Source organism: Halomonas sp. LMYGS-3, from assembly GCF_059509875.1.
The window spans coordinates 46,014-60,708 of the sequence record NZ_JCAKFQ010000022.1; the positions used below are offsets into that span (position 1 = coordinate 46,014).

Here is a 14,695-nt window from a genome sequence, read left to right on the forward strand (position 1 = left end):
ACGGCATCGTCAAAAGCCGAACCGGGGCGGAAACTCGGACAGCGGCGGCTCCTTGGCCAGCCACTCCTCGGCCAAGGCCTCGGCTTGCTCGCGTTGTTCGGCGGTTAGCTGGTCTTGATAATCTTCCAGGATTCCCTTGGCCGTTCGATTATCGGTTTCTTCAACAACAGCATGTAATATCGCCCAACCTTTAACGCCATCCCGTTCGTTTTGGCATCTTTTTTCTGTTTCTGGATCAAAGAAACACCAGCCTGTAGCTAACCGGCCGTTCATATGTCCGGCCTCCGAAGCTCTGACAATCCACTCCCAGGCCTCGTCATAACGCCCCCGCTGGCTCAAGAGGGCCGAGAGGCGATTCATCGCCGGCGGGTAGCCCTGCTCGGCGGCCCGGCGATACCAGTCTTCGGCTTCCTCTCGCCGCTCGGCCTCGCTTGGGTAATCGCCATAGCCGTCATGAATCAGGTGGCCCATCCGGTACTGTGACTCCGCGTGGCCGGCCTCGCTGGCACGCTCGAGCCAACTGACGGTCTCCTCCGGCTGGCCGAATGAATTGTAAACATCGAACAGTACGCCCATGGCGGCGGCGTCTCCCGCCTCCGCTTGAGGCAAGGTCGCCTCCAGGGCGGCCTGACGCCAGTCGTCGCCCTTGTCGGGGCAGACATCGCCCAGGTGGCAGGTGCCTCCCTGATGCAACCGCAGCATGGCGTAGGGCTCGCCGTGCTCGGCGGCACGTCGGTACCACGCCAGCGCCTCGCGGGTCATGCCCATATGCCGCAGCCGGTGGATTTCGCCGAGGTAGTACATGGCCTCCGCATCGCCAGCCTCGGCGGCGGCTTCCAGGTAGGGCGGAGCCTGGCTCCGGAGATGGGCATTATAAAGGCGCATGCCCTCGTCCTTGGCGGCCTGGGTCTCGGCATCCAGCGCCCAGCCGCTGACCGGGCCAAGCAGCAGGAGGGCGAGTGCCAGGGCTTTATACCCTTTGATCATCGGGGTTCCTCGTAGATAACGCGCATGCCTCCCTGCCCATCGGGCAGGTATTCGCAATGGGTGTCGGCATGTCGGCCCAGACTCTTAGCGGCAGTGAAGTAGTCACTCCTCGCCCTTCTGACCACGGTATCGCCGGTACCAGAGTCAATTTGCATAAACCGATCCAATAGGTAGCGGTTACGGCAATAGCCGAGCCCGCGCACCGCATGGGTGCGTTGGCCGTGACGATCCAGCCGCAGCAGTGCCTTCTCGAACAGCCGGTTTCCCGGGTTGGGGCCGGAGGCCGGGCGAACCGGGCCGTAGACGCCGCCGAGCACGCCCTCGTGAATCCAGCCCACGCAGTTGGCGATGGCCATCTGCTGCAGGTCGCGCGCCTCGGGCTCGCTAAAGCTCGTCTGGATCCCAAGACCGCCAAGGGCACTGTCCGACGAACTGATCTCGAATGCGCGGGGTGGGCTGCAGAGCAGCCAGAGCAGCGCTCCCAGGGCCTCGGGGGTCAGCTGCTGGACCCAGGCACGCAACTGACGCTCTTCCTGGCCATCACGAGAGGTCAGCACATAGGCGATCTGGCCGGCGCGGTCCGTCTGCGCCAGCTCATCCCGCAGTTGCCGCAGCCAGGTGCGCCCCTTGGCCATCACCAGGCCGGCATTGAGCAGGGTCATCATTAGCACATAGCCGAGGTCGCTGAGCTCGTTGAAGGCCTCGTCATCCAGCCAGTCGACCCGTTCGAAACCACTGGCCACCAGGTCGCGGTGCAGCATGGTCAGCCACAGGTCCAGGTGGCGATTGTCGAGCTCCATGGTCACGCCGCCACCGACCCCCCGCCCGCAGAACAGGGCGGCCTTGGCCCGCAGCACGAACCTGCCGCCCCGCAGGCCGATATGAAAGTCGGTGTTCACGCCCCAGGCCCAGCCGCGTTCGCGGTGCCACGCGACCATGCCCAGGCTGCGCCACTCTTGCAGTTCGTCCAGCCGGTTGCGCCGGGTGAAGGCATCCACCGCCTGGTGCATGGGGGCGCGCATGGCGATGTCCTCGGGCGGTTCCCAGCGCAGCTCGCAACGATGCTCGATGCCGCCGCGAACTCCCACAAACGCGTTGAGCTGACCGCCGATGCCCAGACGGTGCACCGGCTCCTCGGCGGTAATGTTCGGTTCGCCGTCGAAGGAGAGGTGCAGCGCGCCGGACAGGGCCAGGCTGGCGCCGGCGAAGCCCTTGGCCACGGTCTCCAGGCGCAGGGCATAGCGGCCCAGGTCCAGCTCGCTGCCATCCTTGAGCGGCAAGTTGGCATGCAGCGCCTCGTCCTCTTCGGGCAGCTCCAGTACGCTCAGGGTTAGCTCGCCACGGGCCAGGTGGTAGGCCCCCTCGAGCTTCCATTCGCGGCGCAGGGGGCCCCTGGAGCTGGATGCTTCAATGCTGCCTTGCCGGGTCTCCCACTCACCTTCCGCAGTGGTGGTGTCGGCCAGGCGTAGCGGTTCGGGGAAGTCGAGGGTGATCAGCGATGACAGCTCTCCCCGGGTCAGCCCGATCAGGCGCAGGGCCTGGGCCTGCGCGCTGGCGTCGAACAGGCGCAGGGTATCCCTGGCGGGGCCGGTGAACAGCAGGCGCTGCAGGGTTTCGCCCCAGCGGGCCCTGGCGTCGTCGCTGGCCAGGCTGGCGATCTCGTAGCCCGCCTCGTCGAGATGGGCATAGAACGCCTCGGGCTGGAACAGGCCCAGGTCGTCGTCGTGCCATTCGCCGCGCCAGTCGATGGGCTCGCAGCCCTTGAGGTCGAGCCAGTGGGAGAGCACCGTTTCTGGGGCCTCCCACAGGGTCGCCGGGAGCACACCGTCGGCGTCGAGCAGCGGTGCGATGCGATTACGCTCGGCAAGGTTCATATAGTCCATCAGCAGGTGCAGGCTGATATGGCACAACTCGCGCTCGCCACCGGCGGAGGTGAATTCACGCAGTGGCCAGTCGTTGCGGACGAGCATGTCGAGGCGGCGCCTTTCGTAGCCGAAGGCGTTGCGCTCATCGGCCAGGTAGGCCTGCCAGAACAGCACGCGCCGCGGCCTCATGGCCTCCACGGCTCGCTTGGCGCGCTCGTGCAGGGCATCGAGCCGTTCGGTGAGCTCCTGGTAACGCTCACGCTCATCGGCGAACAGGAACAGCGGCAAGGCGGTGTGGCCCGCGGTGCCGGTCTGCCACTCCTCCAGCTTGGTCTCCACCGCCGCGAGCAGGTCGGCCTGTTCGCGGAGCAGGTCGTTGTAGTGGTCGAAGTCGCCGACGCCATCCCGCATGGTGGCGCCCGATGCGGAGGGGTTGGCCAGGGCGTATTCCGGCGTGGCGATCCCCAACGCCGCCAGCTGGAGGATACTTTCCAGATAGGCGGCGTAGAGGGTGCCGCTGCGCAGCTCCGCCATGCGGATCATCTCGGCGAGATGGCACTGCGCACTGGCGGCATTGGGCGTCTGCGTCTCGCAGCGCTCGAGGAACGCCTGGTACTCGGCGAGGACCTCCTGCAGGGTGAAGCGCCGCTCGCGGTCGTCATCCGCGGCGCGGTTCACGCCCGGCAGCAGGGCGTGCTGGCGCATGGCCTCCCGGCGGGTGCGACGGTAGGTCTCCAGGGCCTGCTGGATCTCACTCTCCCAGGGGCCGTAGTAGGCATCGCCGTCGACCACATAGCCCGCGTCACGCGCGGCCCGGCGTCCCGCATTGCGCAGGGCGTGCAGCTCATCCTCGAGGCGCCGTATCTCGGTGGCCTGCTGTTGGCGTTGGTAGCGCAACCGGCGGTGACGATCGTCGGCTTCGCGTCCGACAGGAGGAGGCGAGGTCTCGATGGTGGCATCCAGGCCGCTGTGCCACACGCGTGCCTTGGCCAGTTCCCGTTCCAGCTCGCCGTAGCGGTCGCGGTCGTCCTCGGGGAGGAAACTGTCGGGGGTGGCCGGCAGGAAGCACTCCATGATCCCGGCCTTCTCGGACAGCGTGGCGTTACGCTGTGCGGGATCCTCGATGCTGGCCCATCGGTGAAGTTCATGGGCGGCCTCGTCGAGATCCTTGGCGACGTCGCGGGTGAGTAGCCAGAATCGCCCGGTGCCGACGAGGTAGAGGATATCGACCCACTCAGGCGGCTGGCAGGGAAAGCGGCGTTCGCACTCACGGCCGCCGTCTTCTCGGCTCGGGATGAAAGGTGGCCATTCGGTAGCGGTTTGTTGTGACACTGCGACGCCTCCCCTGCGTCAGTTCACTTCCGTGTGGCGAGCGAACGCCTGCCGTGACGGCTCGGTATGTTGGGGACCCTATGCAAGTCAGCCGGGAAAAGGAATGGAGGAGGGGAAATTGACGATGGGGCTTACGGTAGTTGTCGGCAATATCCTACACGGAGTGTACCGGTGGTCACCGTCACTCTCTCGCGTGTCGCGTGGGAATCTGTGCCATGGATTCCTGCTCAGAACGCCTTCTCGAGCTCGAAGCGTGGCACTGGTTCGCCCTGGACCTCGACGGTCTCGGTGAACATCTCCAGCGGCCTCACCCAGAGGCCGTACTCGCCGTAGAGGGCGCGATAGACCACCAGCGGCTCCTCGGTCTCGCTGTGGTGGGCGACGCCGAGCACCTCGTAGTGGTTGCCCTTGTAGTGGCTGTAGATGCCGGGGACGGGAAGCGGATGGGTCATCTCGGGCTCCAGGAGTCAGGAGGAGGGGGTCGGGCCGGCGGAGGCCTGTTTCGCCAGCCGGGCCAGCACCCGGGAGGCGGCAACGAAGCCGAAGCTGCCGGTGACGAAGGTGGCCGCGCCGAAGCCCGCGGCGCAGTCGAGCCGGGTCGCCTCGACATGGCCGGGTTTCTGCAGGCACACCTCGCCGTCGCTGTCCGGGTAGACCAGCTGTTCGTCAGAGTAGACGCATTCCACCGAGAAGCGCCGCTTCGGGTTGCGCGAGAAGCCGAAGTCGCGGCGCAGCCGCGCGCGCACTTTGGCCAGCAGCGGATCGTGCTCGGTGCGGGCCAGGTCCGCCACCCGGATGCGGGTCGGGTCGGTCTGGCCGCCGGCGGCGCCGGTCACGGTGATTGCCAGCTTGCGCCGCTTGCACCAGGCGATCAAGGCGGCCTTGGCCAGCACGTTGTCGATGGCGTCGACCACGTGGTCGGCGTCCTCGGGGATCCGCTCGGCGAGGTTGGTGGCGGTGACGAAGGCGGTGTCGGCCACCACCTCGTGGCCGGGGTAGATGGCCCGGCAGCGCTCGGCCAGCACCTCCACCTTGGGGCGGCCGATGGTGCCGTCCAGGGCGTGGAGCTGACGGTTGACGTTGGAGACGCAGACATCGTCGAGGTCGATCAGCGTGAGCTTGCCGATGCCGGAGCGGGCCAGCGACTCCACCGCCCAGCTGCCCACGCCGCCCACGCCGATCACCACCACGTGGGCGTGGCGGAAGCGCGCGAAGGCGCGGGCACCGTAGAGCCGGCGGATGCCGCCGAAGCGCAGGCCATGATCGTCCGTGGTGGCGGCATCGTGGGCGCTGGAGAAGAGGGGCAGGTCGGTCATGGCGGTCGGTATCGGTCGCTAGTGGGAGGGTAAGCTCAGCCCGAGGGCTCGAGGCCGGTGCTGGCGTCGACCCGGTGCGCGGTGTCCACCGGCAGATGGCCGGCCCAGCCGAAACGCTGGAACAGCGCCGTCATGGTGGCATCCAGGGCGCAGGAGAGTTCCAGGCGATGATCCATCACCGGGTGGTCGAAGGCCAGCCCCACCGCGGCGAGCAGCAGACGCGGGCTGTCGAGGCGCTCGGCGAAGAAGCGGTTGTGGTTGCCCTTGCCGTGCTTGGCGTCGCCGATGATCGGGTAGCCGCGGCTTGCCAGGTGGCGGCGGATCTGGTGGCGGCGGCCGGTCGAGGGGCGTGCCTCCATCAGCGAGTAGCGACTCTGTGGGTAGCGGTCCACCTGCACCGGCAGTTCCACGCTGTCCAGTCGCCTCACCTCGGTCAGCGCCGCGAGCGCCGGCATCTCGGCCTTGGGGCGGCGGCCATCCTCCTCGCGCAGCGGGTAGTCGAGCCGCTCGCGCTCGGGGCCGATGCCGCGCACCACCGCCAGGTAGCGCTTGGCGACTCGGCGTTCGGCAAACGTCTCGCCGAGCCGTGTGGCGCTCTCCGGCGAGAGGGCGAACACCATGAGGCCCGAGGTGGGCCGGTCCAGCCGGTGCACCGGATAGACCCGCCGGCCGAGCTGGTCGCGCAGCCGCTGCAGCAGGAACTCCCGCGCCCCGCCGGCCAGCGCGGTGCGATGCACCAGCAGGCCCGCCGGCTTGTGCACGGCGACCAGGTGGTCGTCCTGATGGAGGATCGTCAGCGGTGAAGCCATCACGGTTCCGGGCGGTGGAGCGAGGCCGGCCATTGTCGCCGTATGGCGCGGCGCTGTCACCCATGCTCGGGCAGAACCCGGCCCTGCCCCGGGTGCTAGCGATGAACCTGCGCCGTCACCTCGGCGTGGCGGCCGGGATGGCGGGAAAGCGGAACTTGCGGCGGAACTCCCCGGGGCTCAGGCGGGTGATCCGCTTGAAGGTGCGCCGGAAGGCGGCCGTTTCCTCGTAGCCGACCTGCCAGCTGATCTCGTCCACCGGCTCGTCGCTGCCCTCGAGCAGTTGCTTGGCCTTCTCGATGCGCAGGTGTTGCAGGTAGTGCACCGGGGAATAGCCGGTCGCCTGCTTGAAGCGACGGTAGAAGGTCGGGCGGGGCAGCCCGCTGTGACTGGCCATCTCCTCGACCGAGACATCCTTGGCGTCGCAGGCATGGAGCCACACCTGGAGCTGCCGGATGGTGCCGTCGCCGTGATCGGTGGGCGGCACGAAGGGCACGAAGGGCGCCTGGCTGCGGGAGTCCCAGTGGTAGAGCAGGAACTTGCCGATGGCCTGGGCCGCCGTCGGGCTGACATGGCGCGCGATCAGGAATAGGATCAGGTCCTGCCAGGAGCTGGCCGCGCCCGACATGACGAGCTCGCCACGCTGGCCGGCGACGATCAGCAGCTCATCGATGCGCAGGCGGATATGCGGGAAGTTGCGGCGAAAGGTCGGGGCGAAGGCCCAGTGGGTGGTGGTGTCCAGCCCATCGAGGAGCCCGGTTTCGGCCAGCAGCAGGGCGCCGGCGCAGGCCGAGCAGAGGTCGGCCCCCTGGCGGTGCATGCGCCGCAGCCAGGCCACCGTGTCCGGATGCTGGCCGGTCTGCCACTCCTGATTCTCGAACAGCATGGACGCCGTGATCACGATGTCGGTGGCTTCCACCTCGTGCATGGCACGGTGGACCTCGAGCGGCAGGCCACAGGCACTGGGGAAGATGCCGCGCTCCGGGCCGACGATCTCGGCCTCGAAGAGCGGGGCGGCACCGGCATCCGGCCCCTGGATCACGGCATCGGCGAGGATCAGGGTCTCGTACAGGCCGTGGATGGGGGTGCCGGTGGACTCGGCGGGCAAGGCCAGCAGGCTGACCCGCCTGGGGAAAAGGCGCCTCTCCATGGTGTGTCAGCCCCGGTGAGCAGAATGGGCCGTTTCCGAACAGTCTGGCTCTCGCCGCTGGGCCCCGCAAGGCACATCGTGGGCACAGGAGGACGGCGGACGTCTTGTCGGCCGGAATCCTGTCCACCCACGATGAAACACGAGGAGACGATCATGTTCATCGCCATCGAGCACGACATCCACGACCCGGCCCGCTTCCAGCAGTGTGCCGAGCGGGTCTTTCCGCTGCCGGAGGAACTGCTGGTGCACCAGTTCTTCCCCGCCGACGACCTGAGCCAGGCTGTCTGCCTCTACGAGGCTCCCTCGGTCGCGCGGCTGCGCGACTACCTGGAACCGCTGCTCGGCGAGGCCAGCACCCAGCGCTACTTTGCGGTCGCCGAGGAGCCGGCGATTGGGCTGCCGGCCCGCCAGCTGGCCGGCGCGTGACGGGCGCTGCCCACCCAGACCACAAGCTGCATGGGAGGTCACCATGAAAACCACCCTGATTCTCACCACTTCGGCATGGCTCATCGCCGGCCTGGCAATCATCGGCCCCGCCCACGGCGAGGAGGCGCCGCCCTTCATCCAGGACACCTTCCCCGCCCAGGGGGTCGAGGCCGCCTGGCAGAGTTACCAGGCCGTCTTCCTGGACCCGGACGCGGCCCTGGACACCAGGACCAAGGAGCTCATCGCGCTCGGCGTGGCGGCGCAGGTGCCTTGTAGTTACTGCATCTACTACCACGCCAAGGCAGCCCAGGCGCAGGGCGCCAGCGAAGCCCAGATCCAGGAGGCCCTGGCGTCGGCCGCGCTGGTGCGGAAATGGAGCACGATGCTCAACGGCTCGCAGTATGACGCGGAGCAGTGGCGTCGCGAGGTCGATACCCTCTTCCCGGACGAATGAGGTTCACGGCCATCGTGACACTGGCACCCTCTCCGCCGGGAGGCCGCTGGCTTCGGCGTCGGCCTCCCGGCGGCCTGTTCTCTCCCATGCCGTGGCGGCGTTGAGCGGGTCAATGCCTGACCCTGGTGGACGATGCCGTGGGCTGCCTGACGTCCGTGCGGGGGGGGCCGGAGGTGTCGCCCCCGTGAACGCCCGGGTTCCGGCAGGGTGGCAGCGACGGGCTATGCTGAAAGCGACCGAGGCGCCCCGTTCCTCCCAGGACCCAAGGAGAACGTCCATGTTGGAATTCATCTCTCATCCGGCGGCCCATGTCGTGGCGATGAAGGCAGGCGGCATCGTGACGGCACGGGAACTGCAGCGCGCCATCGATGCCATCGAGGCCGCCAAGAAGGCCCACCCCAGAATCAGCATGGTGGTCGAACTCGATGACCTGCGCTGGATGACGCTGACCGCCTTGATGAAAGATGTCGGTTATGGCCTGACCCAGCTCGGCGACCTCAAGCATTACTACCGGGCCGCCGTGATCACCGACAAGGAATGGATCAAGCATATCGCCCATCTGGAAGAAAGGTTGTTCAAGGCCGTGGAGATCCGCACCTTCCCCAAGCGCGAGCGCTCCGCCGGCATGGCCTGGGCCGGCGAACTGCCCAAGGGCGCCCACGAGGATCCCGAAGAGGACGGCTATCACGGGGCCTGACAGCCCGCAGAGCGAGGGTGCCACGACGGGCGCCCACCGCTCCGCGGGCCAACTGATGGCCAGAGGCTGCCCCGCGGCGCCGTTACCGGCGCCTGGGCAGATGCCGCTGAAGCTGGTGCGTCCAGTTTCCCCCCGAGTGGCGTCGACAGGCCTCCTCGTTGTCGAACCCCACCCAGTTGGCCGCGTCATCCACCCTGAGCCCGGCCTCGAACAGTGCCTGCCGCGACCACTCCCGCCACTGCGCCGGCGAGCGCACTGCCTCGGCCATCGCCTCCGGCGTGTCGAACACCCAGACGATACAGGGCGTCCCGGCCTCGGTATCCACATGGGTCACCCAGGCGAAGCCCGGCACCTCCTGCTTCGCCTGCTCGCACGCCGCGGTCAGCGACCGGATCAACTTGCGCTCCTGATAGTGCCTCGTCACTTTCATCTCCCTCGATACCGATAACTCATGGGCCACCGCCCCGGGCTAGAGAGGATACGGCACTCATCACCCGGCTACAGCCCGCTGCGCATCCCCAGCCAAGAGCCCGATACACAGGCCCGCATCCTCCTGGCCCGGGAACTCTCCAGCGTGCCCTGGCACGCCCGACCCGAACACGGCCCCCTCGGCCACCAGAGCCGCGCCCGCAAGCAGATTTACGACGAGACCTCGCGGGTGGGGCAGCGCATCAACGGGGAGGAGCATTCCAAGCCATGAGGCATGAGAAAACTCAAGATTCGAGAGGGCGAGCCGAAGAAATCTTTAGTAGGCTGAGTGTTACTGGATGTGATCAGACGGATTATTAATGTCGCTATTAAGCGACATGTCGGCCCTTGGTGGCCAAGGCGGCGGCGTAAGCGGTACTGCCTGGCGGTAGCGTGCCCGCAGGTCGGAAAGTCCCCACCGGAGCGGGGTTCTGGCCAGTAGGACTTCTGTGGCAAGGGGCTTGCGACCGGCAGATATCGACCCAGGCTGTGTGAAAACTCCTGGGCTCTCCTGAAGATGGCGTTTGTACGCGAAATTTGAAGAGGTTTTGCCATGCAACTTCCTCAGAATGAGCGAGAGAACACCCTTCTTGATCATTCTTTGACCAAGACGAGTCCTTCCGAGCGTTTTCACACAGCCTCGACCCGAAGCGGCCAGGCCGGCAGAGGCATCATGCGCGTTCATCGGTGTTAGCCAAATGAAGTTCACTCTATGAGCAACATCCTGAAATACCAAAAAGAGCACGAGCTTGAGCTAATATCCCTCCTAGGAAAGGAACCCGATTGGAGCTCGTTTTTGAGCGACGATGCAATTGATACGTTCAAGGAAGCACTGCTCGAAAGTGAAACCTTTCTGTGCGAAAGCCAAGGCAATATCTGCGGATATCTCCGAGCCTTGGTTGATGGCTTTGGTATCTATATTAGTGAATTGTATGTCGCTCCACAGAACAGAGGGAACGGCTTTGGCTCAGAGCTTCTGGAAAAGGTTAAGCAGGAACATCCGAATCAGGATGTGTACGTGCTGTCTGATGAAGACGTCTATTATGAGAAACTCGGATATCAGCGGGTTGGCTCGGTTTTTCAACTATAAAATGGCTAACAAGCGCATGTTGTCGGACTGGTTCTCCGTTGCGCTCCAAGCCAGCCGCAAATGCGGGCGTTAGACCGCTACGAGGAGCCCTTATGACGAATGGTACACGCAGTCTGGAGCTCTCATTTCACCACGAGGAAACTGTGATCCTGCCCGCGGACCCGGCAACGGTGTTCGCGTTCGCGGACGACCACCGCAACCTCGCGGGCCACATGAAAAAGAACAGCATCATGATGGCCGGCGGCAAGTTCACCACCGATGTTGACGACGCCCACGGAAAGGCCCTTGGCAGTCACATCCGCATGCGCGGACACGTCTTGGGCGTCCGCCTCGAAGTGGACGAGGTAGTGACTGAGCGCGACCCGCCAACGCACAAGGCATGGGCAACGGTCGGCACCCCCAAGCTCATCGTTATTGGACACTACAAGATGGCATTCGACATCGAACCCGCACCGGAAGGCAGCGTCTTCAGGGTGAGCATCCACTACGCGCTTCCCGAGAGAAACAAGTGGATTGGAACGCGCCTCGGGAAAGGCTACGCGCGCTGGTGCGTGCGACAGGTAACCGGGGAAGTCCAGCGGCACTTCACCGCTTCTTGAAGGCCGGTGGGCACGTCGAAGCCGGCTATGGTCGCGCGGCGCGATCTAACGAGCTTTTCACCTGGCACGCCCGATTTTGCGGGCGCGCAGGTGAAACGCATGGCGTTACAAAACGGGGGAGAGTCAACAGTCATGATCGCTAGAGAATGGAAGTGCCGGGTGCCTGAAATCCACAGTGAGGGATTCACAGCCTATTTGTACGAAACCGGCATCAAGGATTCGTCCGCAACACCCGGGTTTCTCGGTGCTCAGATTTTCCATCGTTCGTTATCGGGTAACATTGAACTCACGCTCATCACCTATTGGGACAAGCTGGATTCGATCCAGGTGTTTGCCTGCCACGATATTTTTCAGGCACGCTTGTACCCGGAGGACGAGGTTTATGAGCTTGAACTAGACCTATCAGTACAGCACTATGAGGTCATCGAACGCCAGTTCATGGCAGACGTACGGGGTAAAATGGGTGCAATCGCTTTGTAACCAGTCGTTCAAGTTCGTTCCCGGCTTGGCGGCCGTCCACTGGATGCCCTTTTAGTTGCACTCCAAGGGCACTGCTTAACATTGGCGTTGGGCGCGGACGAACGACAGGAGGTAGATCATGCAGCACATTACTTCACCAGGAGGTACCCGCGTTTCCTACGACAGGTATGGCAGTGGTCCGCCCTTGGTGCTTGTGCATGGTAGCTTCAGTGATCACAGAACGAACTGGGAGTTCGTAAAGCCATTCTTCGAGAAGCAGTTCACCGTGTACGCTTTGGCCCGCCGTGGCCGTGGTGAAACGGAAGCGACCAAAGGTCATACTGTGGAAGACGAAAGCCGCGATGTCTGTGCGCTGATCGAGTCGATTGAAGAACCTGTCTTCCTCCTTGGCCACTCCTACGGCGCGCAGGTCGCGCTCGGCGCGGCGGCCAACGTTCTGGACCGCGTTCGCAAGTTGGTCCTTTACGAGCCTCCATGGCCCAACACCATCCGCAGCGACACGCTTGCGCGGCTTGAGGAGCTGGCACGGGTAGGAAACTGGAGTAAACTGCCAGTGACATTCTTCCACGAAACATTCTCTATCCCGATGGAGGAACTGGACGAGCTACGCGCCACTGAGCACTGGCCGCCTATCGTGGCCGATGCGGAGGCCTCTCTGGAAGAACTGCGCGCACTGAGCAGCTACATCTTCAACGCCGAGCGATTTCACGGGCTTCACGTTCCGGTGCTGCTCCAGGTGGGCACCGAAAGTCCTCACGATAAATTTGTTATCGATACCCTTGCAGCAGCCCTTCCTGATGCCAGAATAGAAGCGTTACCCGGCCAAGCCCACGAAGGAATGATAATGGCACCCGAACAGTATGCCGCGTCGGTGTTTCGCTTCTTGGCCCCGTTGAAAGCATAATCGGTGGCTGCGTCCAACAATAGCTTGAACCCGACCGGCCTCTCCGCTGACGCTCCGAAACCGGCGGGTTAAGCCAGGCGTTAAATCAGCACATGAGGAAGGGCCGCTTCTAGCCGAATACTGAACTTCAGGCTACGTTGATGGATGGGGTGCGGAAGATGACGACCCAGAGGCGATATGTCGGCATTGGCCGCTGGCTACTCGCCCCAGTTGGGCCTCATTCTGCAGGCGAAGAGGGAGATCACCGTGGAACCGTCTGAGCGGAAAGATGTGTGGGCCGCCGGCGACCTCTATGAACCCTATGTGGGGCGCTGGAGCCGACAGGTGGCCAAGGCGTTTTTGGACTGGCTAGCGGTGCCAGAAAAACAGGCCTGGCTGGATGTCGGATGTGGTACCGGTGCCTTGACCCAGACCATCATCGAGACGGGAAACCCAAGCTCGGTCATCGGCATAGATTCTTCGCCCGGCTACACCGAGTACGCGAAGGCGCGCATCGCGAGTCCATGCGTGCGCTTCGAGGTCGGGGACGCCCAGTCACTCCCCATTGATACAGCGAGTCTGGACGCCGCCGTTTCAGGCCTCGTCTTGAACTTCGTGCCACGGCCGACCCAGGCAGTTGCGGAAATGGCTCGGGTTGTGCGTCCAGGCTCGGTCGTTGCGGCGTATGTCTGGGATTACGCTGGGAAAATGGAGCTGATGCGTTACTTCTGGAATGCGGCAGTTGCCTTGGACGCTTCGGCAAACGACCTCGATGAAGGCCGTCGCTTTCCGATCTGCCAACCGACACCGCTTACCGAACTGTTCGCGCAGGCCGGATTGAGCGAAGTCGAGGTATGTCCGATCGATGTCGCCACCGACTTCCGCGATTTCGACGATTATTGGTCCCCATTTCTCGGGGGACAAGGGCCGGCGCCTGGCTACGCAGTGTCGTTGAGCGACGATCGCCGCGCGGTGCTCCGGGAGCGGATTCGATCCGAACTCCCGCTTTCGAAGGATGGGGTTATCCACCTCATTGCCCGTGCATGGGCCGTTCGAGGGCATAAGCCATAGCGGCGGCCCAACCAGGTGCTCCACCCGACGTCGCGCTGACGCGGCAACGCGCCTGAGCTTGGACGTTAAATCAGGTTTTTCTGAACGTCCAATACTGGCCGAATAGAGAACTTTAGCCGCGCATGCTGGCAAGGCTGGTCACCCGAAAGAATGAGGGACAGACCCTCATTTCGAAGGATCAATAGGAGAAAACATGAACAGATACCTAAAATACGGAATGATTGCTGCCCTTGCTTTCGTCGTGGCCGGTTGCTCTGATCCAAAAATCGATGCTTCAACAGATGAGGCAATGAAAGCATCCTCCCAGAAAGTTCGGGAAAGTTTGCCAGAATCGAAGAAGGCGGAGTTTAACGAGGCTCTACAGGTCTTGGCCTTTAGTCAAATTGACATGAAAGATCTCTTTGCTGAAGGGGCGGCAGGGGCTGGGAATATTGAGGAAAAAATGCGCAGCGCTCTCAATGGAAAGACTGCTGAAGAAGTGATCGCCGAAGCAGATAGGATAATGGCAGAGCGGCAATCTCGTGAGCGTGCGCAAGCGTTGGAAGAAATAAAGGAGCTTGAGGAAAAGAGACAGGCTTCAGTAGAGGCTCGTGAGGAGTTGATAAAATTCGAGGTGTTGCGGTCTCGTTTTTCTATGAGGGAGAGCGACTACATGGGGAAACAGCCAATCATTGAGCTGACTGTAAAAAATGATACAAACTCTCCTGTATCCCGCGCTTTCTTTGAAGGCACGATCGCGAGTCCGAATCGGAGTGTGCCTTGGCTCAAGGATACTTTTAATTACAACATTTCGGGCGGTCTTGAGCCAGGGGAGGAGGCGACCTGGAATCTTGCTCCGAACATGTTCTCTGATTGGGGTAAGGTGGATGCCCCCGTTGACGCAGTGTTTACTGTTACAGTTGAGAGGCTCGACGGGCCAGGCGGCGAGACTCTGTATTCAGTCCGTGATTTTGGCGAGCGAGAAGCTCAACGACTATCTGAGCTGAAGAGCAAATACAGTGTTGAGTGAACATCATCTAACAACCGGTTGCAGCGGACGGCCCGCTGCGCGTTCCGCCGCTGAACCGGAAC

At 63.7% G+C, this 14,695-nt stretch carries 17 protein-coding genes; 10 read left to right on the plus strand and 7 right to left on the minus strand.

Translation table 11 applies throughout. The annotated features are described in order from the left end of the window. Positions 1–9: 9 nt before the first annotated feature. The 6 genes from AC5W54_RS17250 to AC5W54_RS17275 form a co-directional block, all read right to left on the minus strand. Positions 10–987 (minus strand): tetratricopeptide repeat protein, encoded by a 978-nt coding sequence (locus AC5W54_RS17250; protein WP_495963335.1) that lies wholly within the window; start codon positions 985–987, stop codon positions 10–12. Next, the gene (locus tag AC5W54_RS17255; RefSeq protein ID WP_495963336.1) at positions 984–4,184 is read right to left on the minus strand and encodes a hypothetical protein; all 3,201 of its coding nucleotides are present in this window, start codon (positions 4,182–4,184) and stop codon (positions 984–986) included. The genes AC5W54_RS17250 and AC5W54_RS17255 overlap by 4 nt, the downstream gene beginning before the upstream one ends. Before the next feature lie 227 nt (positions 4,185–4,411). Then, positions 4,412–4,636 carry a DUF1653 domain-containing protein gene (locus AC5W54_RS17260; RefSeq protein ID WP_102628062.1) on the minus strand — a complete coding sequence of 75 codons (225 nt, stop codon included), beginning with the start codon at positions 4,634–4,636 and terminating at the stop codon, positions 4,412–4,414. Between the two features lie 15 nt (positions 4,637–4,651). Next, the gene (gene tcdA / locus AC5W54_RS17265; RefSeq protein WP_495963337.1) at positions 4,652–5,500 is read right to left on the minus strand and encodes a tRNA cyclic N6-threonylcarbamoyladenosine(37) synthase TcdA; all 849 of its coding nucleotides are present in this window, start codon (positions 5,498–5,500) and stop codon (positions 4,652–4,654) included. Positions 5,501–5,535: 35 nt separating this feature from the next. Beyond that, on the minus strand, positions 5,536–6,309 hold the full coding sequence (locus AC5W54_RS17270; RefSeq protein WP_495963338.1) for a pseudouridine synthase: 774 nt from the start codon (positions 6,307–6,309) through the stop codon (positions 5,536–5,538). Between the two features lie 115 nt (positions 6,310–6,424). Then, positions 6,425–7,456: a GlxA family transcriptional regulator gene (locus AC5W54_RS17275; RefSeq protein ID WP_495963339.1), complete on the minus strand. Its 1,032-nt coding sequence runs from the start codon at positions 7,454–7,456 to the stop codon at positions 6,425–6,427. 153 nt (positions 7,457–7,609) lie between these two features. Here AC5W54_RS17275 and AC5W54_RS17280 point away from each other — a divergent pair, with 153 nt between their 5' ends. The 3 genes from AC5W54_RS17280 to AC5W54_RS17290 all read left to right on the plus strand — a co-directional run bounded on the left by AC5W54_RS17280 (position 7,610) and on the right by AC5W54_RS17290 (position 9,033). Continuing rightward, the gene (locus AC5W54_RS17280) at positions 7,610–7,882 is read left to right on the plus strand and encodes a hypothetical protein (protein WP_495963340.1); all 273 of its coding nucleotides are present in this window, start codon (positions 7,610–7,612) and stop codon (positions 7,880–7,882) included. Between the two features lie 43 nt (positions 7,883–7,925). After that, positions 7,926–8,336, plus strand: a complete 411-nt coding sequence (locus tag AC5W54_RS17285) for a carboxymuconolactone decarboxylase family protein (protein WP_495963341.1) — start codon at positions 7,926–7,928, stop codon at positions 8,334–8,336. Between the two features lie 277 nt (positions 8,337–8,613). After that, a complete protein-coding gene (locus AC5W54_RS17290; RefSeq protein WP_495963342.1) occupies positions 8,614–9,033 on the plus strand; it encodes a SpoIIAA family protein in 420 nt (139 codons plus the stop codon). Between the two features lie 82 nt (positions 9,034–9,115). On the opposite strand, the gene AC5W54_RS17295 is transcribed toward AC5W54_RS17290, so the two are convergent. Next, positions 9,116–9,457, minus strand: coding sequence for a hypothetical protein (locus AC5W54_RS17295; protein WP_495963343.1), 342 nt, complete (start codon positions 9,455–9,457; stop codon positions 9,116–9,118). Between the two features lie 27 nt (positions 9,458–9,484). Here AC5W54_RS17295 and AC5W54_RS17300 point away from each other — a divergent pair, with 27 nt between their 5' ends. The 7 genes from AC5W54_RS17300 (at position 9,485) to AC5W54_RS17330 (ending at position 14,633) form a co-directional block, all read left to right on the plus strand. Beyond that, positions 9,485–9,733 (plus strand): hypothetical protein, encoded by a 249-nt coding sequence (locus AC5W54_RS17300; RefSeq protein WP_495963344.1) that lies wholly within the window; start codon positions 9,485–9,487, stop codon positions 9,731–9,733. A 480-nt stretch (positions 9,734–10,213) separates the two neighbouring features. Then, positions 10,214–10,591 carry a GNAT family N-acetyltransferase gene (locus tag AC5W54_RS17305; protein ID WP_495963345.1) on the plus strand — a complete coding sequence of 126 codons (378 nt, stop codon included), beginning with the start codon at positions 10,214–10,216 and terminating at the stop codon, positions 10,589–10,591. Between the two features lie 92 nt (positions 10,592–10,683). Next, positions 10,684–11,190: an SRPBCC family protein gene (locus AC5W54_RS17310; RefSeq protein WP_495963346.1), complete on the plus strand. Its 507-nt coding sequence runs from the start codon at positions 10,684–10,686 to the stop codon at positions 11,188–11,190. A 27-nt stretch (positions 11,191–11,217) separates the two neighbouring features. Then, the gene (locus AC5W54_RS17315) at positions 11,218–11,670 is read left to right on the plus strand and encodes an antibiotic biosynthesis monooxygenase family protein (protein ID WP_495963347.1); all 453 of its coding nucleotides are present in this window, start codon (positions 11,218–11,220) and stop codon (positions 11,668–11,670) included. 118 nt (positions 11,671–11,788) lie between these two features. Further along, positions 11,789–12,574, plus strand: coding sequence for an alpha/beta fold hydrolase (locus AC5W54_RS17320; RefSeq protein WP_495963348.1), 786 nt, complete (start codon positions 11,789–11,791; stop codon positions 12,572–12,574). Between the two features lie 177 nt (positions 12,575–12,751). Next, a complete protein-coding gene (locus AC5W54_RS17325; protein ID WP_495963349.1) occupies positions 12,752–13,624 on the plus strand; it encodes a class I SAM-dependent methyltransferase in 873 nt (290 codons plus the stop codon). A gap of 193 nt (positions 13,625–13,817) precedes the next feature. Continuing rightward, positions 13,818–14,633, plus strand: coding sequence for a DUF6694 family lipoprotein (locus AC5W54_RS17330; RefSeq protein WP_495963350.1), 816 nt, complete (start codon positions 13,818–13,820; stop codon positions 14,631–14,633). Positions 14,634–14,695: the final 62 nt, after the last annotated feature.